This is a genomic window from Algibacter sp. (assembly GCF_039977455.1).
Taxonomy (GTDB): domain Bacteria; phylum Bacteroidota; class Bacteroidia; order Flavobacteriales; family Flavobacteriaceae; genus Algibacter_B.
On the sequence record NZ_JBDWDG010000022.1, the window covers coordinates 43,538 to 67,948 of the forward strand.

General features: G+C 34.7%; 14 protein-coding genes. All 14 read right to left on the reverse strand.

The genetic code is table 11. The features are described from left to right. Entirely contained in the window at window positions 1-2,361 is a 2,361-nt protein-coding gene (locus tag ABJM36_RS09150) for a GH92 family glycosyl hydrolase (RefSeq protein WP_348451160.1), read from the reverse strand. A gap of 42 nt (window positions 2,362-2,403) precedes the next feature. Further along, entirely contained in the window at window positions 2,404-3,783 is a 1,380-nt protein-coding gene (locus ABJM36_RS09155; protein WP_348451161.1) for a sulfatase-like hydrolase/transferase, read from the reverse strand. Between the two features lie 315 nt (window positions 3,784-4,098). Then, a complete protein-coding gene (locus ABJM36_RS09160) occupies window positions 4,099-6,192 on the reverse strand; it encodes a T9SS type A sorting domain-containing protein (RefSeq protein ID WP_348451162.1) in 2,094 nt (697 codons plus the stop codon). Window positions 6,193-6,663: 471 nt separating this feature from the next. Beyond that, complete coding sequence (locus tag ABJM36_RS09165) at window positions 6,664-9,204, reverse strand: T9SS type A sorting domain-containing protein (protein ID WP_348451163.1); 2,541 nt, start codon at window positions 9,202-9,204, stop codon at window positions 6,664-6,666. 331 nt (window positions 9,205-9,535) lie between these two features. Then, window positions 9,536-10,978 (reverse strand): hypothetical protein, encoded by a 1,443-nt coding sequence (locus ABJM36_RS09170; protein ID WP_348451164.1) that lies wholly within the window; start codon window positions 10,976-10,978, stop codon window positions 9,536-9,538. Between the two features lie 15 nt (window positions 10,979-10,993). Beyond that, window positions 10,994-12,961: a hypothetical protein gene (locus ABJM36_RS09175; RefSeq protein WP_348451165.1), complete on the reverse strand. Its 1,968-nt coding sequence runs from the start codon at window positions 12,959-12,961 to the stop codon at window positions 10,994-10,996. Between the two features lie 323 nt (window positions 12,962-13,284). Beyond that, complete coding sequence (locus tag ABJM36_RS09180) at window positions 13,285-15,291, reverse strand: GDSL-type esterase/lipase family protein (protein ID WP_348451166.1); 2,007 nt, start codon at window positions 15,289-15,291, stop codon at window positions 13,285-13,287. 113 nt (window positions 15,292-15,404) lie between these two features. Continuing rightward, window positions 15,405-16,847 (reverse strand): sulfatase, encoded by a 1,443-nt coding sequence (locus ABJM36_RS09185; RefSeq protein ID WP_348451167.1) that lies wholly within the window; start codon window positions 16,845-16,847, stop codon window positions 15,405-15,407. A 185-nt stretch (window positions 16,848-17,032) separates the two neighbouring features. Next, window positions 17,033-17,278 (reverse strand): T9SS type A sorting domain-containing protein, encoded by a 246-nt coding sequence (locus ABJM36_RS09190; protein WP_348451168.1) that lies wholly within the window; start codon window positions 17,276-17,278, stop codon window positions 17,033-17,035. Between the two features lie 522 nt (window positions 17,279-17,800). Then, entirely contained in the window at window positions 17,801-18,664 is an 864-nt protein-coding gene (locus ABJM36_RS09195; protein WP_348451169.1) for a prolyl oligopeptidase family serine peptidase, read from the reverse strand. 16 nt (window positions 18,665-18,680) lie between these two features. Continuing rightward, entirely contained in the window at window positions 18,681-19,628 is a 948-nt protein-coding gene (locus ABJM36_RS09200; RefSeq protein WP_348451170.1) for an SGNH/GDSL hydrolase family protein, read from the reverse strand. Between the two features lie 160 nt (window positions 19,629-19,788). Beyond that, window positions 19,789-21,156, reverse strand: coding sequence for an alpha-L-fucosidase (locus ABJM36_RS09205; RefSeq protein ID WP_348451171.1), 1,368 nt, complete (start codon window positions 21,154-21,156; stop codon window positions 19,789-19,791). Between the two features lie 6 nt (window positions 21,157-21,162). Beyond that, the gene (locus ABJM36_RS09210) at window positions 21,163-23,529 is read right to left on the reverse strand and encodes a PDZ domain-containing protein (RefSeq protein WP_348451172.1); all 2,367 of its coding nucleotides are present in this window, start codon (window positions 23,527-23,529) and stop codon (window positions 21,163-21,165) included. A gap of 3 nt (window positions 23,530-23,532) precedes the next feature. Beyond that, window positions 23,533-24,399, reverse strand: a complete 867-nt coding sequence (locus tag ABJM36_RS09215) for an alpha/beta hydrolase (protein ID WP_348451173.1) — start codon at window positions 24,397-24,399, stop codon at window positions 23,533-23,535. Between the last annotated feature and the right edge of the window lie 12 nt (window positions 24,400-24,411).

Genomic DNA, 24,411 nt, shown 5'->3' on the forward strand with positions numbered 1-24,411 from the left:
TTAGTTATTCTTTTGACTGAATGATGGTGGTGGTACTTTCACACCCCATGCTTTATTAGGTTGTTGCCCTAACTCTACTTCCAAAACGCCACCTTTAGCTAAGTCGTCGTGATAAAACCAACAATTATTTAACGTCTTGTTATTTAATGCTGCTCCCTGAATATAAATATTTTCTGGTGAGTTATTAGTGGTCTTAATTACAAATTTATCGCCTTGATAATAATCATTATTAAGATGAATAGTTACCTCATCAAAAAGCGGACTTGTAATTTCGTAATACGGTTTTACAGATGCCCCACCATCCAATTGAAAAAGCCCCATAGCCATTAAAGTTCCTAAAGCGCCCATTTGCCCTTGATCTTCATCGCCCTTATAACCTCCATATGGTGTGATATCCCCATAAACGTTCTTAACTTTCCGTACCCATTTTTGAGTTAACCATGGTGCGCCAGAATAATTAAAAATATGAGCCATTCCGGTTCCTGGCTGGTTACCATAATCAACCCAGCTAGCCGCATGGTTTTTATTGGCACCAACAAAATCTAGCTTCTCACCTTTATGAAAAGAATCATCTAAAAACTTAGTATACTTATCTGCACCTCCAAATAAATTGATTAAACCTTCCATATCTTGAGGTACATAATGCGTGTAGATAGCAGAATTACTTTCGCAAAAACCTCTTGAATTAAAACTTTTTGAAACCGGCTGAAAATCTTTTATCCAACTGCCATCCATTTCTTTTGGATGAATCATTTGTGTTTCAGGATTCCATAGATGCTTATAATTTTGAGACCGTTTCATAAATAAATTATAATCGTCCTCTTTATTCAAAGCTTTTGATAGTTGTGCCAAACACCAATCTTGATACGCATATTCTAACGTCATAGAAGCACCATCTTTATGCCCACCTTTAGCCTGAATACCTTCTGGTACCCAGCCTTGATCGATATAATATTGCATACCGCCACCAAAGGCAGGAGATTCATGTTCGTAACCCGCGTGATCTCTAGTACCGCCTACAAAGGCATTTTTACGCAAACCTTGGTAAGCCTTTTCTATATCATAATTTTTAATTCCCTTATTGTAGGCTGTGGCAAAGAATGAAACGGACGGATCTCCAATCATAACAAACGTGTAATTTCCTCCGGAAGGTCCACGAGGAATGAGGCCCCCATTATCATACATATCGACCATGGTATTACAAAAACCATCCATAAGTTCCGGGTAAACCATAGACCATAAGATATTTAAAGACCAATGGCTGCCCCACCAAGCATCAAAATTATAATGTGGGAATAAAGGTTTTCCGTTTTCATCCAATCTTACTGTTCTTGTTACTGGTTTGTCACCCGTCATATCGGAATATTTACCATCAACATCGCTAATAATTCGGCGCCCTAGTAATGCATGCCATAAATCGGTATAAAACTTAACTTGTTGTTTATGCGCCCCCCCTTTAATTTCAATTCTACTTAGCCAATCATTCCAAGTATCTAATGATTCGTTGTGTACTTTATCAAAATCCCAATGGTCAATTTCGGTTTCTAAATTTTTTCTAGCTTGTTCTACGCTCACATATGAAATACCAACTTTCATAAGCACCTCAGCAGCCTTCTTTTTATTAAAAACTAGCCCAACACCTGCATTTTTACCTTGAATCGTATCAATGTGTTTTTCAAGTAATTCATTATTTACCCAGCCTTTAAAACTAGTAAAAGGTGTATCTAACTTGGCTACAAAATATACGGGTGTATCATTTGGGCGACGACCTGTTTTTTTAAGAACCTGAACGCCTGCAATTTCGGTATTGCTAACTTTCCATACTTTAGAAAACGTTGTTGGCCCATGTGCTAATCGAGCTCCTGTATCAAAAATGATAGCCTTTCCCTTATGTTTAGGAAATTTATATTTATGGAACCCAACTCTAGTGGTTGAAGTTAATTCGACTTCTATATCATAATCTTTTAAAAAGATTTTATGATAACCAGGTTTAGCAATTTCACCTTCGTGACTAAAGGTTGATTGATAACTATCCATCCCTAAGTGCCCTTTAAAAACTCCAGTGGTTGGCATAACAGCAATTCCTGCCAATTGCCATGCATGGATATGGCTAAAAGACCGAATATACCTGCTATCGTATAAATACCCTGAACTCCACGTTTTAGCGGTATCGGTATCTGGACTTAAGTTTACCATACCAAACGGGCGACTTGCCGAATTAAAATAGAACCATCGAGAATTTACAGTATCAACAAAAGGGTTTACTAAATCTACAGGTTTTTGTTGCGCAAATACATGTGAAAACAAGACTAAAAAACATAGACAAATTAGCTGTTTTATTAATTCCTTCATTTGCTTCATTACATACATATTAAAAGCGATTAGTTAGGCATATAGCTCGACCTATTTTGCAACCGAAACAACACCATTTCTAACCTCTTTTTGCCAGTTTTCAAGCTGAGACAACATATTTTTAACTCGCACTGGCTCGTTAGCCGAAAGATCTTGTTTTTCCGATAAATCGTTCTTTAAATTGAAAAGTTCGACAGACTCTTTTCCTTCAGTTTCGTTTGTTACAAGCTTCCAATCGCCATCTCTAATAGCTTTTTTACTTCCAAAAACCCAATAAAGTTTTCTGTCTTCAAGTTTTGTTCCTTTAAATAGGTGTGATTTAAAATTGATACCGTCAATATTTTTACCGGTAGGCTTACCCCCAGCAATATCCACTAAGGTTGGTAAAAAATCCATAGACATTACCGCAGCATTACTAACAGAATTCGCCTTAATTTGATTAGGATAACTAATAATTAGTGGCACACGATGTCCGCCTTCATAAACCGATGCTTTCGAGTCTCTAAGTCCGCCATTATCGCCACGTTTTCCTGCTGCACCATTATCCGAACAAAAAATAATCATGGTGTTTTCGTTTAAATCTTCGGCATTTACAGTTTTCATAATTTCACCAATACCTTCGTCCATGGTTTCAATCATGTGAGTGTAAATCATTTGAACACTATCTTTAGCCACCTTTCTTATATATTTTTTATTACCTTCTTCCCTAACCGGTTTGTCATATCGTCCTTGAATTGGATAATGCGGTGCTTCTTGAGACAGGTATAAGAAAAATGGTTTACCTGTTTTTTTAGGGTTATTATTCTTGATATAATTAACCCCATAACTTGTAATTAAATCTGTAGTATATCCTTTTTCATCATCAATAATATTGCCTTTCCACCAATCTAAATAGCCTTCTTGATCTATGTGTGAATGATAATCAATATTTCCGCCAACAAAACCAGTAAATGTTTCAAAACCTTGATATGTAGGATTAAATTCTTCGGCATAACCTAAGTGCCACTTTCCAAACATAGCCGTAGCATATCCTAAATTTTGTAATTCTTCGGCCAAGGTTAATTCTTTTAAACTTAAACCTACTTCTCTATGATTTGCGGCTGTAATTACGCCTTCGACACCTGTACGCTGTTGATATTTACCCGTCATCAAAGCTGCTCGTGTTGGACTACATACTGGTCCGTTTGAATGAAAATCTAAAAACTTAACACCTTGTGAGGCCAACTTATCAATATTTGGCGTATTTATTTTGGTACTTCCGTAACTTGACAACTCTCCATAACCCAAATCGTCTGCCATTATTAAAATAATATTAGGCTTTTTAGGTTCAATATTTACTTCTTCATTTTGCTTTTCATGTTTTTTACATGAAACCATTAGCATTGTAACACCTAAAACTAAATTAACAGTATGTTTGAAATACATAGACATTTTCTTTTTTCTTTTTTTATTAACCAATTGAAATACACCTTTGGTAAGCTTCCTTATGGTTAAAAATTGCTTTATAAACCTCGTTAAACTCCCCTAGATTACATTAGGTATGCAAGCTAATTTTTTTTAAAAAACTATAATATAAATTATAACCCACAGATTATAAATTATAGCTGTTTTTATAATGAACCCACCTATACTTTTTTTATTTTCCTTAAAATTAGCAAAGATTGGATTATAAAAACAAGTAAAGCTAGAAGTGTAATACTTCTAGCTTTTATATGGTGCACTTTTAATTAAACTTTTAAAAGCGGCTTATAATTTCACCACCTTTTTTGTTACTTTATTATTACTATCGCTAACTGTTAAAAGGTACAATCCGCTTTTTAGATTTGATAAATCTAAATTAACGTCCTTTAAATTTTCTGGTTGAGCCTCTAAAACTTTTTGCCCATTAATACTAAATAAAGCAATTTTAGTTTTAGCTGTATTTAAGTTTGTATTAGCCAATGAAAGCTTAAGATAATTTGAAACTGGATTAGGATACAAGTTAATTGAATTGGCTAAATCATTAACCGATAATGATGACTCAAACACTTGTACTTCGGCTAAAGATAAGGCTACCGAATCATCTAATTGCACTATTTTTATTGTTTCTCCTTTTACTCCTCCAGCATCAATAGTTTTTGAAGGATTTGGTGGGTCGTTTGTGAAGGTTTTCGAAAACGTTTCATCACCATTAGCATCATACACATAAACGGCAAAATTAGCAAGTCGGTCAATATAGCTTTGCTTTCCTGTTCTGTTAAAAACAACGATATCTCCTATGGCATACTCTGCTACTAAACGCACTTTCCACCACGCTCCAACATCGGCAGGATCAGTATGTGTTACCGAATTATTGTTATAATTACCATCAGTATTTCCATCATTGGCTCTACCAGGAGCACCTCCGTACGCCGTTGATGACTGACTCGCAGTACCCACTAAAGCTAAATTATCTGAATCGCAATTTAAAGCAGTTATGGTATTATTTGTTCCGTTATCTGTAATATTACCTGTATCGCAGGCTACAACCGTTACGTTATTACTATCCGCATGCATTAACACTGGGAAATTCGTGAAATTTTTAACAACTATATCATCAGCCGAAAAATTATTTTGAGAAGCATTAGCTCCATTTAGAACTCTAAGACCTTGTAAATCTCCAGATACCATAATTTTAAGATTACTTGGTATTTCATCTGTTGGAATATCACTTCTAAAAGTTAAGTCATGATTTTTACCTCCTATATACGCCATAGCATCGTGTCCGTTATAATAATCATCGCTTGGCGGTAGTACAGTTATATCTGCTATATAGCCGTTATCACTACCATAGGTGTTTTTAAAAACAGGACCGTAAATAGCATCTGCTCCACAATCTACAACGGTACCACTACCTATAGAATAGCCATTTTCACAACCAATTACTGTACAACCTTCAACATATTTAGTTCCTGTTGCATGGGCTAAAGTAACACCGGTTCTAGTGTTTTTAATTGTACAATTTAATACTGTAGGGTTATCCGTTCCCCTTTGAATCTCAACGCCGTCAATATAAGTAGTTCCTGCGTTGTAAGCTCGAATTCCAGCTTCTTGTAAACTCATCATATACCCTGCTGGTAATTTATACCCCCAAGTTGTCATAAAATCTACATCGAAGGCTGGCCCTGAAGTTTCAGCTAACATATCATCCGTGGTACGTACTTCTCCTTCAACATAACACCCTTCAATAACCGGGTAACTTGCAGCCTGCATAAAAATACAGTGCCCGTAGGTACGTGAAATGATATCGCAATCTTTAACATGGTTACGTAAACCTCTTACCAAAAGCACACTATGCTTATAATGCTTAATTACAGTATTTGTCCCTCCTTTTCCAAAGGCATCTCCGTATCCGTAAGGATAAGAACCTCGAGATGAAATATGAAATCCTTCAATTCTATTATCTCTTCCATCCATAACAATATTTTGTGCCGATTTAGAAGGTCTTGTATTACCAACATCGACCATGGTTAGATTTTTAAGCACATTATTATTACCAAGGATTTGCAATTCATTTACAGACACATTGCCAAATTTTGTAAATACAAAAGTGGAAATATTTAAAGTTACCCCTGTAAAATCATAAGTACTATCAGACCCTTCAAAAAGTAATAAAGGGTTTGAAAAGGTTCCGTTTGTAATATCAGACCCATTAATAGCATAATCGCCAGGTGCTAATTTTACATCTACGTTATCTAGTTTTAAATAAGGTAATAATTCTTCCAGAGAATTTACTGTTACCGTTTGCGCTTTAATTTGCAACGATAACAATAACAAAAGTACAGTTAAACCTGTTTTTAATAAAGTGTAATTTTTCAGCATAGGTATTTAGTTTAGTTTCACCAAAAGTAAAAAATTGCCCATCAGAAATTTATAACCTATGTTGCAATCTTAATGAATTAACGTTCTATTTTAAATATAAAACCTAATACCACCAACATAACGCTGCTTTTTTCCTACATTACTCGCACAAAGGAACATAAACAACTGTTATAAGGCCATTTTGATTTTCTATTAAAATATTTCCATCAACAAACGATTCATAGTTTAGGTTTTGATTTTCAAAATTCTATAGTTCCTCCATTTTTTTTAATTTTATAAGGCATTGCATTGAACAAATCTGTTTTACAACTTGTATAATTGTATTAGGATTGCGCCGTGAATAGAACTAACCTCAGCACCTTTAGAACTTTCGGTTTTATTTTATGCTTCAGACTACATTTAAATAAAAACTAAAAAAAGGCTACCTTAACAATGAGCTAGGTAGCCTTATAAAAATGATTAAATGGTTTCCTATAGTTTAATTAACTTTTTAGAAACACTATTTTCGCCGTCACTAATTTGTAGGATATAAAACCCTCTATTTAATTTGGACACATTTAATTTTATTTGTGAGTCATTAAGCACCTTAAATTCCTTCACCTTCTGTCCGTTAATCGAATATATTCTGATTGTAGATTTATTAATATCTAAATTAGAATACTTTAGTGAAACTGTAAGTTCATTTAATACAGGGTTCGGATATACATCGAATTCAAATTTTTCAATACTATTATTAGTTGATACTATTTTTGAGTTAGCTATTTTGGCCGAAGGACAAGTTGCTACAGCTGCATTAGGACCTGTAACCTCTAGATAGTCTATATTTCCTAATCCGGAATTACCAGCCCCTTCCAATCTAATATTTTTAACACCAGCATTTAAAGTAACGGTTACCGACTGCGTAAGCCATGAACTCCAGCCTCCTGTAGCGTTGAAAGTTATACCACTAGTAGCAACAACACCATCAACAACTAGGTCTGCTGGTCTATTTGAAGAACTTGCATAGCGCCAAAGAAATGTATAATCTCCAGCATTACCATCTATTACCCAATCAATACCTGATGCTAAGTTATTTGTTGTATTGGAAAACCCAGTACCGGTATAACCAGAATGATTACTATCTATTGAACCTTCCACACCACAAAATCCAGTTTCGTTTTCTTGAATTGTAAAAATCGCTATTGTTGGAGCTACATATTCATAAACCTCCACTTCGGCTAAAGAAAGAGCCACCGTATTATCTAATTGAACAACTTTAATTATTTTCCCTAAGACACCTCCTGCATCAATGGTTTTTGAGGGATTTGGTGGGTCGTTGGTAAAAATTTGTGAGAAGGTTTCTGTGCCATTGGAATCATAAACATATACAGCAAAATCTGAAAGACGGTCGATATAACTTTGCTGCCCTGTTCTATTATAAATTTTAATATCCCCAATCGCTTTCTCGTTAGTTAAACTTACCTGCCACCAAGCATCATTATCGGACGGGTCTGTATGCGTAACAGAACCCGATCCAAAATTACCATTAGTGTTACCATCAATTGCTCTATTCGCTAGCCCACCATAATCTGTAGTAGATTGAACAGCTGCACCTGTTAGGGCTAGATTTAATGAATTACAATTTATGGAAGATATAGTATTACTTGTACCATTATTTACAACATCAGAAGTATCACATTCCTGAACAACATTGTTTGTAGCATCAGCATGCAAAACAACTGGAAAATTTGTCATATTCTTTAAAAAAACATCATTGACCGTATGATTGTTTTGCGATGCATTACTTCCATTTAACACTCTTAAGCCCTGTAAATCTCCTGCCATCATTATTTTTAAGTCACTCGGAAAACTTACTTCATCGGAACGGAATGTTAAGTTATGCTCCTTACCCCCAATATACGCCACCGCTTTATGACCATTATAATATGCGGCGCTAGGAGGTAAAATTGTAATATCGGCATTATACCCAGTATCACTTGCGTATGCATTTTTATAAACTGGACCATAAACAGCATCTGCTCCACAATTTACAACAATACCATTCCCTATAGAATATCCATTTTCGCTACCTAAAACTGTGCACCCTTCTACATATTTTGTTCCTGTGGCATGTGCCAATGTAACCCCTGTTCTAGCGTTTTTTATAGTACAATTTAAAACTGTTGGATTATCGGTTGCTCTTTGTATTTCAACACCATCAATATAGGTTGTACCAGCATTATAAGCTCTAATTCCGGCTTCCTGTAAACTCATCATATAACCTGGTGGCAGCGTATAGCCCCAAACGGTCATAAAACCAACATCGTATGCTGGACCTGATGTTTCACTTAACATATCGTCGGTTGTACGCATTTCACCTTCTATATAACACCCTTCTACAGTTGGGTAACTTGCGGCTTGCATAAATACAATATGACCATAAGAACGAGAAATTATATTACAATCTTTAAGATGATTGCGTAACCCTCGTATTAAAATCCCTGAATGCTTTTTATGAGGGATAACAGGACCTCCACCTTTACCAAAAGCATCTCCATAGCCATACGGGTAAGACCCTCTTATAGTTAAATGGAAGCCTTCTATCTTATTATCTCTCCCATCCATGACTATACTTTGTGCTCGTTTTTTAGGAGCTGTTGTACCGATGTCTTCTATGGTTAAATTTTTAAGCACATTATCGTTCCCTAAAATTTGCATTTCGTTGACATCTACATTACCAAAGTCGTCCAAGACTTCAGTATTAATTTCAAACGTTACTCCCGTAAAATCGTATGTACTGTTAGACCCTGTAAACTCGAAAAGAACAGGATCAGGGAACAAATTACCAGCACCTGTAACAGTAGAATCTATGTAATATGTTCCAGGAGTCATGACGGCATTTATGTTGTCCTGAACTATATACGTCTTTAATTCCGCCAAAGAATTAATTGTAACTTGAGATTGTACAAATTGCACAAAAAATAATACTACTATCAGTAGCTTGGTCTGATTAATAATGTAATTTTTTTTCATGATTTAATAAAGTTTGGTTGAATTCTAAAACTATACATCAACATCAACAAAACCTATAAATTATTATTCAAAACATATAAAATAGCATTCATTTTTATGAAAAATGTAAAATTTTAACACAATTATTAATTATTTGAAATTAATGTCTTACACGGCGAATAAAAAAAAAGCACCTTTAAAATATAAAAGGTGCTTTTTTGAAACTATTTATAATTCTTAATTTGACTTATTTTACTTTATAACAAACTTTTAAGTTTAGACACTTCCCGCAAATGTAAATCTGGCACTAGAAATACCGGTTAGAAAATTCGTTAAAGAATACGATTCATTATTATTTTTCAGAGGTATAATCCACTACTTGCCCCTTGCTTTCCACCTCTAATTTTGTGGTTCCTGAATATGTTAACACCTTTGCTGTGGTTTCATTTTTAAGTTTAATATTAGTAGCGTGCATGGTTGCTTTTGGATTATAATTACCATAACCCTCCCAAACAGAAAGTTTTATTGCCATGTCTTTTGGAATAAAATCGTTATTATCAGTTTTTACTGAAATTTGATGCCCAGTTCCATTAATTTTTGCCAACATGTTATTAGCCATCCCATTGCGACTATCTAAAATATTAATATCTACAGTGGCATTTTTAGCATCAGTATAAGGTACTCCAAAGGCTTCACCATACTTCGCATTTGCACTACAATTAATAACAATATCGTCGTTACCAACATTAAATCCTGTTGTTACGCAGTCGCGGACCACACAATTTATTACTTTATCTCCCGAAGTATTTAGACCAACACAAATCCCCCTTCTCATTTGAAATACTGTACAATCTTTTACGGTTGTGTTTTTTGTTGGATGACCATTATATTGAGGGTATAAGCGTATCCCATCCTCACTCAAGGACACTATTTCTCCCGGTAAAATTTTTCCATCTTCTCCTATTACCGTACCTTCTACGTATCCTTTTTTATGAGGATGTCTTGGTTTCTGTGCATAAAAGTCCCTATCGAATCCATAACCAGAAGTTTCTGCTAAAATAGCATCTGTAGTACGCAATAAACCATCTACATGACAATCTTCAACCAAGGTATTTTCTGCCCCCTGTAAAAAGATAGCATGCCCCATGGCACGCATATGTAATTTACAACCAATAAGAGTAACGTTCTTAGCAGGATAGCCTACACGAATACCGTTCATTTTTCTAACATCGCCACCGCCTAAACCATATAAATAACCATAACCCCAAGGATTAGACCCTGCAGTACGTACTTCAACATTTTTAAGCACAACATTTTCCCCTACTACATTAAATATTTTATTTTTACTCTGTAAGCCTGATGAATCGCCATAGGTTTCTATATATAGACCTTCAAAAGTGGTATGGTTTCCAGAGATTTCAATGGCACAGTACATACTATTACCATCATCGCTTTTAGCTAAATCGGTTCGACTAAAGAGTTTGGTATCTACCATAAACCGTACACCAGTTAAATCATAATGTGAATTATTTCCTGTTACCGCTATAAATCGTATGTTTTCAGCTTGATCAATTTGATAATTTCCTGGAGCAAGTTTGACTTTAACATCATCTTTATCAAGGTATTTATTAAAATCGGAAAGTGAATTTACTGTTATAAACTCCTCTTGAATTTTAACATCTTCATGCTCTGCTTTTTTTGGTGCCTGTTGGCAGGAAACTAATAAAACAAGAGCTAAAAAACATAGATTAACAAATTTCATATACATTTTATTTTTAATTGATAATTTTCTCATTCAAAATATTTTTTTTTAGAAAACTGGCGTAAACCTAACGGTAATCGAGCCTTGATCTATTGGCTGTGTAAAATCGACACCTATACGGTATGCTGGTCCTCCTTCTCTTAAACGCTCAACGGGAACACGCTGGTCCGTAATTTTTAAAGTTCCATCTTCACTAAAAACTTCTGCCCTTAATGAATGACTACCTGTTTTTAAAATAACGGTATTGGCATCTACAATTTCATAATCAGACAAAGTCATAATTGCTACTCCAAAATTTCCTGCTTCGGAAAGTAAAAATTCATCGGTTATAGTGATGGTTCCGTTTCCAGATTTATCATTTTCCATAGTTCTTACCAAATTCTTTAAAGAAGGAATTTCGTAAGCTTTCTTATGATCCAATACTACCCTATCGAGACTTTCGGTGAACTCTGAGGCAATTATTTTGCCTTCAAACTTCCTCCCTTTAGACTGTAATATATTGTTTATTTTCGGAACAGGATGCCCCCACGAACTACGAGCAGGATTATTATCTGAAAACGCTCCAGCTGTATAGGAAGGCGCACCAATATCGCCCGTCATAATATCTTTACCCAAAACAATCGTATAAGTACCAACATCCATATGGTTATGGTTTTCGCTATTATGCCCCGCTTTAATTGCAATTGACAATGGTAATTCTTGAATACCGCGAGATATAACCATTCCAAATTGGTCGAAATAAGTATGATTAGGTAATTTATTTGCAACTTTAACGCTTATACCTCTATCCTTTTCTGCATTCATATACCCCCACTCAATAAGCTGATAAAATGCAGAATAAGTATCTGATGTTTTTTGATTTTTACTAACGGGTGGAAACCCTGCAGCGTATTTTCTTGCTACCATTTTTCTTGCAAACCCGCCATCATCTGAAATTTTAGTAACACCATCTGCAAATGGTGAAAATACACCTTCGGCAATTTGATATCTATGAGGGAAATTAGCAACATTCTCTAATTTTACTGGATTATCGAATTCAAACAAATTGACTGCCCCATTAGTAAAATCATAAATTATTTCTGCCAAATAAAGATAATGCCCAAAGCCATACCCCCAGTATCCAGCACCTTCAGAGCAATAGCCATCATCACCAAACCCACTGAGGTATTTACTCATACTGTTAATTGCAGTCCCAACCGCTATAAGGCGTTCATTAAAATTTTGAGAAGTACTAATAGTTACAAAAACAGCTCCGCTAGTACAAACCGAATTCCAATTACTTGTGCCTTTAAACCAATTAAGATGAGTTTTAGTTTTCCCACTAGTAGTCCCTATATATGCATCAATTATTCTCTTTTGTAGGGTAGTTTTAATTCTTTGTCTAATTCCTTCTGAAAGTCTGTCTTGCAAAAGTACTTCTGCTAAGGCCAAACCTGATCCAAATCGGCGCGAACCTAAGTCAATAGCCATACTTTTACCCTCCAACACATCATTAGTCTTGTTATCATGATTAGGGTGCAACCATGATTTCATATCCATAATTGCTTTTATATACACTTCAATTTGCGGCAAAAACCTACCTTTATTTTCTATACATTCAGCTAACATAAAATGCTCCAAACGGGTCATGGTTCGATAATAACGAGGTTTATAAATGGCACGATTTCCTTCTTTATTAGCCAAACGATAAATAGAATCTGTAATGGGAACTTCGGGCTGAAGATTAAGATCGGAACGTGCATCCTCAACATATAATCTTCCAGATTCAGTAGCTGCTACTGCTTCCCAATAGTCACGATCACTAATAGCAGGTGCCAACTGGAAATTTTCTTTAGGAAGAACAGCTCGTAACATATCTAACTGTTCGCTAGTGGGACTTACCTCGTTGGTGCTGGCGGCTTCCAAATAGGTTTTAACATCCAATTTACTCTGTTCTTTATTTTCTCCTCCCCCTTTACAACTTGACACAATAATTGTAACAATTATAAGTTGCATGGTTAGTTTAATTCGGTTCATGGTTAATAGCTATAGTTAATAATTTTCATTCCATATAATTGTTGAGCGCGCTTTTTATTTACGCAGCAAACAACAAACTTTAAATTTATATTTTATATGATTGTTAGGCTATAAATCTGTGTTCATTTTATATAAACTATGAACGGTTTTAGGGGATGTAAGAAAAAGAATCACATAAAACTCGTATCTATAATGGGATTTTTCAAAAGCACCAACACTTTTAAACAATGTCTGACGAATACAAAGATGGTTTTACAACCAAAAAATGATAGCTCTTAATTTTATTTCAATGTTTTCTGTTAGCTAAAAAAAAAGCATGCCTTCTACTGTACTATCAATTCATTAAGATAGGCAGGGTAATTCTCCCCTTTTCCTCCACCTCTAGTTATAGAATCACCAAAACAAATAATGCTTTTATTCGATTTTAAAAGTTCACTTTCATTTAGAAAATAGTAAACATTTTGTGCTATAAACCGATAACCTAATGCTGTGGGATGCACCCCATCTTTCTTGCCACTGTTTTTCTCATTTTTTATCAGTAGATCTTGATTATGTTGCGGTAAATTTAAAGCTTTGAATTTGGCATTTAAATCGTAAAAATGGACATTGTTTTCCTTTGCTAAAGATGCCACTATATTGCCAGCTTTGTCAAGTTTTTCATTGGGTGATTCCGTAAATAAGCTTTTATCGTGTCTTTCAAACAAATATTCACTATCCGCTGGAATAGGATTCATCAATACCAATTCACTACCGGCAGATTTAATCTTCTGAATCAGGATATTTAAATTAGCTCTATAATTGTTATAATCCATCATTTTTTTGGAATTTAACATATCGTTCGTGCCAACCATCAAAATAACTAAACCGGGATTTCCTGCCAAAACATCTTTATCTATTCGCTTTAACAAGTCTTTGGTTGTATTCCCACCAATTCCAGCATTGACTACTTTTTGAGTTACCTCCTTATTTGTTACAGTACAATTGACTGCCAAATCGTTCAATTCCACAGGCATTCCGGTATAATTGAACAACTGAATATCTTTAGCTCCCGCATACCTCCCCTTTGGTGCATCAGGATTTCTATAACGGTGAACATCATCCCAAAAAGACTCCCCAAAAACAATGGGAGATTCAATGCTGCGCTTTTTATTTTGGTAATTACGAATGGTAATGTGATGCCCCGAACCATTAATTTCTGCTAAGCGAGATACTTTGTACTCACTAACAAGGTCTGTTAACTCTAATTCAACTTTGCAATTTTTTATGTTATTACCCACAAATGTAATTAGCGGACCATATAAGGCATCTCCTTTAGAATTTTCTATAACAGCATCTGACCCCACAGAAAACCCTTTTTCCTGACAACCAATAGCCGTCGAACCAATAATTTTAGTTGGTGGTAAATTAGCACTTAAATCGAAACCAGAACGCATATTTTTAACCGTACAGTTAATTACCGTAACACCCTGTGTTCGTCTTCCGCTTAAACCACCTGAAGGGTAGGCTCTGATACCGTCTTCAGACAAGGATTTTATTTCGTTAGGTAGAATTTTACCTGGCGGATAATCACTTTTAAAACCCACATCGTATGCCAACCCAGATGTTTCAGCAAGCATATCGTTAGTCGGTCTCATTTGTCCTTCAACATAACAATCTTTAAACAAGGTATTGATGGCGCCTTGCATAAAAATGCCATGTCCAAATGCATGAGATACAACTTTACAACCTAAGAATTTTGTGTTTTTTCCTTCCACTAACAAAACCGAATGCTTATGCAAGGGCACCAAAGCACCTCTTCCTTTTCCTAATAAATGTCCGTATCCATGGGGCGTAGAACCATGTACAAATAAATCGGCATTTTTAATAGTATTATTATCTCCCATTACACGCATCATTTGTACACGATGCGCAGGAACGTGACTACCTATATCTCTTCCTTTTAAACCTTCTATATAATTATTGTTCCCACTTACCAAAAACTCACTAAACTCACTTTTAGGGTAGTTTTTATGTAATTTTCCATCAATATTTAAAGTAACCCCTGTTAAAAAATACTGACTATTATTACCAGAGAAATGAATTAGAGAACCAATACGAAAATCGCCTTTCTTCTTATTATTTTCACCATATTTAAAAATACTTAATGCTCCTGTTTTAATAGAATTTATATAGTATTCCCCTGGTTTCATTTTAACCAAAACATTACTCTTTTTAGCATATTTAGCTAACTTCTCTACGGAATTTATAAAAATAGTATCTAGAGTAGTATTTGTGGCCTGCACAGAAAACACAAGTGTTAATAGAAAAATTGAGCTTATTATTTTTTTCATTTTTAATATTGATTTTTTTTTAATTCTGAATGGTTTTCTCGGTATTAACTAGCTTTCCGTTTACATAGTCTTCTATCTTAATTTTTATATCTTTTTTTTAAGATCTATTTATTTTAAAGATTCAAATTAAATGCCTCACCATTTAGTTTATCATTCAATATTTGTTTTAATTGTTTTACAACTTCAGGTTTTTCCTTGGCACGGTTATTTGTTTCATCGGGGTTCCTAACATGATCGTAAAGTTCTGCGCTACCATCCCTTTGCTCTGTAAATCTATATTTTGAAGTTCGAATAGTAATTGCACTAGAAGTATAGGCTATTGCCGCTCTTGACGTTTCTTCTTTATGCTCCATTACCGCCACTAAAGATTTTCCGTCTACGAATTCTGGAATAGGTAATTTGCATAATTCTGATAGCGTTGGAAAAATATCTAAGGTTTCAACAATAGCATCAATTCTTTCCCCATTCTCTTTATTTTCAGGGTTATATATAATTAATGGTGAATGCAATGATTCTTCAAACAAGCTATGTTTACCCCAAATAGCGTGTTCTCCCAAATGCCAACCATGATCGCCCCAAAGTACCACTATGGTATTTTTATCTGCTCCTGTTTCCTTTAGCTTTTTTAGAATATCGCCTACATGTTTATCGGCATAACTCACACAAGCCGCATAATATCGTTTTAACTCGATAGCGAATTCATTATCTGTTCTCGGATCCCTATTATTACGATTGTACTTCATAAACTCGCCTGACGGATGCCAAGTTGTTTCTCCTAATGGTTTTTCTGGATGTTGAATTTCAGGAATTTCTACACCTTCATACATCTCTAAATATTTTTTAGGAACGCCGAAAGGTAAATGTGGTTTTATTAAACCTATAGCCAAAAAGAAAGGTTTTTTGGCCGCTGCTAATTTTTCAATTTGATTTAATCCTTCTTCTGCAATTAATCCATCTGGGTAACTCGTATCCAAACCGTCTATAGCTTGTAAAACATCGCGATGTTCGGGAGTTCGCGCTTGGCCATTTGCCAAACCATGCATAGCACCTCTAGGGGTTTTCCAACTTCCAACAGGCATTACGTGTTTATCCCAGGCTCTAGGCATTTCAATAATAGAATCATTATCCCAATTATCACCTCCTCGACCTCCAGGATGGTGTGACACCTTACCTACAGAAACCGTTGTATAACCATTTTGCTTAAACCACTCTGGCATACTTGGTGAAACCATTTTGGCTTGATTTAATTCATCTTTAGCTCTAGAAAACAATGCCCCATTACTCTGTTCTCTATATTGTAAACCATATTGCCCTGTTAAAAACGTATATCGTGATGGTCCGCAACTTGGAGCATTTACAAAGTGATTGGTAAACTTTACACCTTTGTTTGCTAAGGCATCTATGTTTGGCGATTTTATATAATTAGAGCCAAAGGATTTTAATTCTGGTCGTAGATCATCAACACAAATAATTAAAACATTTTTAGGTGTTGCTTCTTCTTGTTTTTTACAAGAAAAAAGAAATAAAACTAACACTAATAAAATTTGATATTTCATATATACCATTGCTACTCTTTAATAAATTATAATCCATTTAAAAATCAATAATGACATGCTAAAATAATAGCTAATACAAAAGCTTCACGACTGTGCCTTGAAGCTTTCCAATTTTAATTTATTAAAAAGATTTTTTTCTAAATCTTAATGATTTTATTATTAAAATTACTGTTCTGGTTACTAACTTAGATAAAGTATAAACCCTGTTTCAAATCAGACAAATCAAACTTAACATTTTTATCTGTTACTGACTTATTTTCAAAAACTATTTTACCAGCACCATCATAGATCTTAATACTTGTTTTACCTACATTTAAAGCTGTATCACCAAGGAAAATGGACAATTCAGTTTGAACTGGGTTTGGGTAAATACCCACGTTTTGATTTAATGCTACATCATCCGGCCCAATGGAATATGTTTCTGGAGTCATTTTTACATTAACATTATCTTAATCTAGTTAAGTAACTAATTCAGCAATTGAATTTATTGAAGTTTGTGAATAAACGACATGGACTACCGTAAAACAAAACATGAAAAGCCATGTCTTGGTTAGAGAATATTTTTTTCCATAAGTTTAGTTTTAGTTCTTTCAAAAGTAAATCTCAACTTTAGAATTTAATATAACTTATGATGCAAGTACTCAAAATTATGTTCCAATGTGGGGTAATAAGCACATTATTTCATAAAAAAACTAATAAAAACGCAAAAATTCGCTACTCTTAATTATGTGTTTAAATTCATACAAATAAATTCCATGAGCCAACGTTATGTCAACGTTTTTTTCTTAAAGCTTCGAAAGTTACCCTATAACAAAAAAGCACCTCCTGAAAATTGTCAAGAAGTGCTTTTAATTTATTTAGAAAGATTTACCTTATAACCACCTAAGAATAAACTGAATAAATATGTAATTCATTATGTAAGACTGTTAAAAATGCCGATTACTAAAATTTTCTTACTCTTTTTCAATAGTAGGTCTTCCTTTTAAATAGCCTAATTTCTTTAGGAATTTATCGGTATGATATATCGTTTCGTTAAAAAGTTTATCCTCACTATTTGGCCTAAAAAAACTTCCGTTAAAAAAACCATGCCCTTCATCATCAAACACAATTAACTTTGATTTATTACCAGCTTCCTGCATTAACCTATTAAAACGTTTTGCATTTTCAAAAGGCACCGTTTTATCACCTGTACCATGAAATAGCAGCATAGGAGGCATATCGCTTTTAACGTGATGACAAGGAGATATTTCGGTTTCTCGTCCTGCTACTTTTTTAGCACCATAACCATTTTCTGTAGTATCGAATACCGGATTATAGCCCACAACAGCATTAGGCATAGCGCTAATACTTAAATCCTCCTCAGAATTTTCTAAGCCATCAATTAGAGCAGTACATAAAGCAACATGACCACCTGCCGAACCACCAGAGGCGACTATTTTATCTGGATTAACGTTTAATTCTTTAGCATTAGCACGCACCCACCTTATGGCCGATTTTCCATCTTCAACACAATCAAAAGGTGAAGTACCATGTACTTTATTCACTCTGTATTCAGCCGAAATAGCCAACATACCTCTCGATGCTAAATAGGCACTTTGTTGATAAAACTGTTTTGGAGTGCCTCCACTCCATCCTCCTCCAAAGAAAAAAACGATGGCAGCAGTTGGCTTTTTTGAAGGTTTGGGCTCAAAAATATGCAGAAACAAACTATCGCCATTTATTACTTTGTATAGCACCTTTTTATCTGGTGTATAATCTTGGGCGGCTATGTTATTTATTGCACATATCAGTATTAATATTTTAAAAAGGTTTTTCATTTCTGGTTATTACAACTTATTTTCTTTTTAATGCTTTTTTAATTGCCTGCTTAACTAAAGGTTCCATCACTAGGTAACCATCTATGCTTGGGTGTACCGTATCTCTACCGTATTCCTTTTTCAAACCTTTTTCGGCGTTAACCATGGGCGTATAATAATCCAAATACACCATTTTATTCCTTTTAGCATAAGCCTTAAGTAGCGCATTAAGTTCACTAATTTTATCTATAGGCACTATGGATGGGCTCCAAGAGTAACTGCTTGCAGGAAGCACCGCAGCCAATACTACTTTTATGTTGTTTGCTTTGGCAAGTTCTGCCATTGAAAAAATATTTTCTGCAATTTCAGGCACTGAAATTGGCCCGGTATTGCCTGCTATGTCGTTAGTTCCTGCGTGAATAACCACTGCTTCTGGATTTAATTTAACAACATCTTGCTTAAACCTTAATAACATTTGCGAGGTGGTTTGCCCACTAATTCCTCTGCCCACATAATTATTTTCAGTGAAAAACTCCTCATGAAAATCTACCCACCTTTCTGTGATGGAATTCCCCATAAACACAACTATTTTGCCCTTGTTACCTGAGCTTTTCAATTCCATATTAGCTTTTTTGTATTTGTTTAAATTTGCCCAATCATCATTTGGTGTTAATTGAATTCTAACTATTGAAACCTCAGAACTAGCTGCTTTCTCTGGTAATAAAATAGTTAATTTATCCTCAATCAATTTTATTTTTAATTTTTTTGAAAGCTCCGGCATTAACCTTGCCTCTCTTGGCTTAATAGTTCTATCTATCACTAATTTACCATCTTCTGGCCAATTTACCACGTGTGCAAACAAAAACCCATCCTCAGATGTGTATCCTCCCCAATCTGGTTTAGCGTAAGTATTGGCTTGAGAATAGCCAATAGCAACATTTAAAACTACAGCCACAGCTACTATTATTTTATTGTATAAATTCATATTATTAATTTATTCTTTTAATTCTATATAACAACAAATAACCTTTAATTCAGTGCATTTGAATTTTGTTAACATAGATGAAACATTATTAGTAAATAAAACAGGCAAACAAGTATGAGTTGTTTGCCTGTTTATTATTAAATTCAATCAAACTAGTTGATTATTTAGCCAACTCTATTTTCACAACAGAAACCGGGTAGTCTGGTGCCATCATAGGTACTTCAACTATTACTTCTCTAGAGGTTCCCAATGCTTTTAACTCTGTATCAGGATCCGTTAACATGGTTACTTTTTTAAACTTAACCTCTTTATTAAGCTTTAGTAATCCATCCTTTGGCCAATCGAAAACATGAGCATATAACACACCATCCTTTTCTGTGTAACGTCCCCATTTTGGTTTTTCATATGGACTAGCAGAAGCACCGTAAACCGATTCACCGTTTTTCTTAGTCCACTGTCCCATGGCCTCTAAACGACGAATACTCTCAGCTGGAAATCTTCCAAAACCATCAGGTCCAATGTTTAATAAAAAGTTTCCTCCTTTAGAAACGATATCTACTAATTTCTGAATTAAATCCTCACTACTTTTCCAGTTGTTATCAGCTGGTTTATAACCCCAAGTACCATTCATGGTCATACAAGCTTCCCAATCAGAATCAATACCTGTATCCGGAATTTCTTGTTCTGGTGTTCCAAAATCTCCAGCGAACTGACCAGGTTTATTGTTCATACCGTCCATTCCTGTTCTACCTTTATCAACTCTATTATTTACAATAGTATTAGGTTGAATGTCACGTATAAAGCTGTAAAGTTCTTTTCCCATTTCGGTAGTATAATCTGAAATCCAATCCCCATCAAACCAAACTACACCAATATCACCATAATTACTCAATAGTTCTTTAACCTGAGGTTTCATATAGTTTTTAAAATATTGAGGAAATTCTGGATTTACAACCGATGGATCATCATGTTGAGCAATGTTGTAATTTGGATATAAGTTTCCTTGAGCTTGTGGATGATGCCAATCTACAATAGAATAGTATAAACAAAATTTAATATCTTGTTTTTTACAAGCCTCAGCTAATTCTTTTACGATATCTCGTTTAAAAGGTGATGTATCCATAACATCATAATCAGATACTTTAGAGTCCCATAACCCAAAACCTTCATGGTGCTTCGAAGTAAGTACAATATACTTCATCCCTGCATCTTTAGCCATACTTACCCAAGCATCAGCATCAAACAATACAGGGTTAAACATTTCTGGAAATTTCTCGTAATCTTCTACGGTATAATCTAATTTATCCATGGCCCATTCAGCACCACCTCCAGCAATTTTTGTACCACGTTCTCCTCCAATTATAGAGTAAGCACCCCAGTGGATAAACATTCCGAATTTAGAATCACGCCACCATTCCATACGCTCATCATCAGAGAGCTTCTTCTTACTAGAACTTTGTGCAAACCCGATATTAGTGTTTAATGCAACCACCAATGCCAGTAATACCATTTTGTTTAAATTTTTCATTTTCATTTATTTAGTGTTAATAGTAATTTTCTTTTCTGATTGGTTTCTCATGATTACCAAATCTAATTTATCTGATTTATTTTCAACGTTAATTCTGAAAAAATCTTTCACGGTAGCAACTTTTTGTCCTGACGCTTCAAGAATAACATCACCTTTTTTAAGTCCGTTATTTTTTACAGCAGGACTATCTTTCCAAACTTTTAACAAAATAACGCCTTCAGGAGTATTTAAACCATAAGCCGATTGCTCTTGTTCCGATTCTACGCTTTTCAAATTGTTTCGCAACCAAGCCACAACAAGGGCGCCTTTTTTATTGTCTTCAGAAGGATCTCTCATCACAGGAATTTCTGGTGTTTTAGCTATTTTCTTTAATACCGCTTTCTGAACCCCAAATTGATCCATTGGAAAGTTTTTGAATCCTATTTTTAGTGCCGGTGAATGTTCAGAAACTGTAAAATCTAATGTTGACGGATCTTTAAATAATGGATCTCCAAAAGCACTATGTAAATCTCTATTATAAATTTGTGCTTTCAACATGGTTTCTTCATTAGGAAATAGGTTGTAATCTAACTCTTTTCCCCAACCTAATAATCGTACATCTTGATAGCTTTTTTGAATGATATTATGCTTAAATACATCTTCACTATTCTCGAACCAAACATGTGGATGCAGCGAGTTATTTACCATAATATTATTTTCTGCCACACGATTAAAACCTTCACGTAATTTTAAGCCGCTATTTAACATTAAGTTATTATAAATATGATAATTTGAAGACCCATCGTCTAAATCGACATCCCAACCATGGTCGCAACGAAAACGGTTGTTTCTAATAACGGTAGTTTTTATGGCATCCCACTTGTACATATCTGGAATAACTGTTGTAAGGCTGTCCATTTTACCACGTTTTGGCAACCAAAAACGGTCACGCCCCCATGAGTTAAATGAGCCATGATCGCTTGTTTCTAAAACGGTATTAAATACATCGTTAAATTCTAAAATATGACCGCCCCAAGTACCATCTCCTATATTTATTCCGGCTCTTGGCACATCGTAAATACTGTTGTGACGCAAAGTGATATCCATAGCCATAGAAATTTGCACACCTGCGGTTTGCTTTTCAATACGACCAATTCTATAAATAAGATTGTTATTTACTAAACATTCACGAGGATACAATTCATTTTTAGGACCATGAACCGTATCCATGTCATTAAATTCCACAAATTCTTTATAGTTAAACGACGGGGATCTAACTGCAGAAGCATCTCCAACAAAAGACACAGCACTTCCACCACAATTGTAAATATGGTTTCCTTCTACTACCAAATCTTTATTGTATTTACTAGCCATAATAACGTTTCCTCCTAAATTGGTGAATACGCTATTTTGAACTTTACAGTTTTCAGTCCCTTCAAAAAACAGTACCGCACCTCTATAAATAGTCCAATCGCTTCGCAATAAAGGTTCGAAGTCTTCCATAAAAGTTCGTTGCGTATTTTCGAAAGTAATATTGCTAATCCTAACATTTTTAACTGGATTATCTAAACTACCAACTACTTGAATTAAATCTTTTAAAACAGCAACTTCAATATTGTCTTTATCTACATTTACACCTTCTGCAGGCCAGTAGTATAACTTATTAGTGTCTTTATTTAAAAACCATTCACCAGGACTATCCAATTCTTCAAACACATTTTCAACCATACGGTATTCTTTGTGTGGTTTAGATCCTCTATTATTTTGATGACCACCTTCTAAAATTGGAGTACCGTCAGCATTAACACCTGTAATTTCATAATGAAATCCTCCCCATTTTCCGCTGTGTAAGGCATGAAAAAATGCGCCTTTAGGATTTTCCCAAGAAGCAACACGTTCGTTAGAAATAGCATCGGCAGCATACCCTTGCCAATAATGTCCGTTTTCATCATAATTCGGGTAACGTGCTAAAATTTGAGCGTTTCCGTTAATAATTAATTGATCAAAATCTAATGTATCATCAACCTGGGTAACAAAAACATTCTCGTTAAATTTTGTCCATTTCGAATCTAAAATCACCGACCCTTTTACATGAACTTCCGAAGCCTCGGTACCTACAATAGAAATACCACTTAAAGAAGCAGGAATTTCAATAGCTTTGGTTAAATAATAATCTCCAGGCAACACATTAATTATTACTTCAGCATCTGAGTTATTGGATTTTAGTTCTTTTGCCTTTTTGATAGCCTGATTAATACCAGAAAAAGGTTTCGCTTTAGAACCATCATTTGCTGATTCCCCATTAACCGAAACATAAATTTCAATGGGTTTTGTGTTTTTAGCACATGCCAATACAAAAGTTAACAGAAACAGAAGTAAAATGTTGTTTTTCATAATTTAATTTAGTGTTGCTTTTCCTTTTAAATACCTTAAAGATTGTAAAAATTCATCGACTACTATATTAGTTTCTTTAAAATATTTTGGACCTTCTTTTTTCCATTGATTGAAAAACCCATGTTCTTGACCTTTATAGATTATAAGCTCGCAGCGACTACCTACAGCTTCCATTTTAGCCTTGTAATTCTCAGCCGTGGCAACAGGAATATGTTTATCCTTACTTCCTAATAAAAACAAGGTTGGAGGCGCTCCTTTTGTTATGTTATGCATTGGTGAAATTTCTAAATACCTATCGCCAACACGCTCGTAGCCATAACCATTTTCACCATTATCAATTACAGGGTTATACAACACTAGGGCATTAGCTTTTGGACTTACAGACAAATCATCGGTAGCTTCGTTTAAACCAGGAAGCAATGTGGTTGCAGCAGCCAAATGACCACCTGCAGAGCCACCAGAAGCAACTATTTTATCGGTATCTATTCCAAATTCCTTAGCATGAATTTTTAAATATCGCATAGCCGATTTAGCATCTTTAACAGCATCAAAAGGTGTAGTACCTTGTCGTTTTTTTACACGGTAATCTACTACAGCAGCTACCATTCCTCGCGAGGCAAAATATTTAGATTGATCTTCGAACTGCGAAATGCTCCCTCCATTCCAACCGCCTCCAAAAAAGAATACAATAGTTGGATATTGTTTTTTCTTTTTAAATTTTTCAGGAAAATAAACACGCAGCATTAACGAGTCGTTATTAACAACCTTATAAATGACATCTTTTGATATTGCCGCGCCTTTTTCTTGAGCATGACACGATGCTAAAACCAATACTGCTAAAAGATGAAATACAGTCTTTTTAAATATCATTTTCTAAGCTGT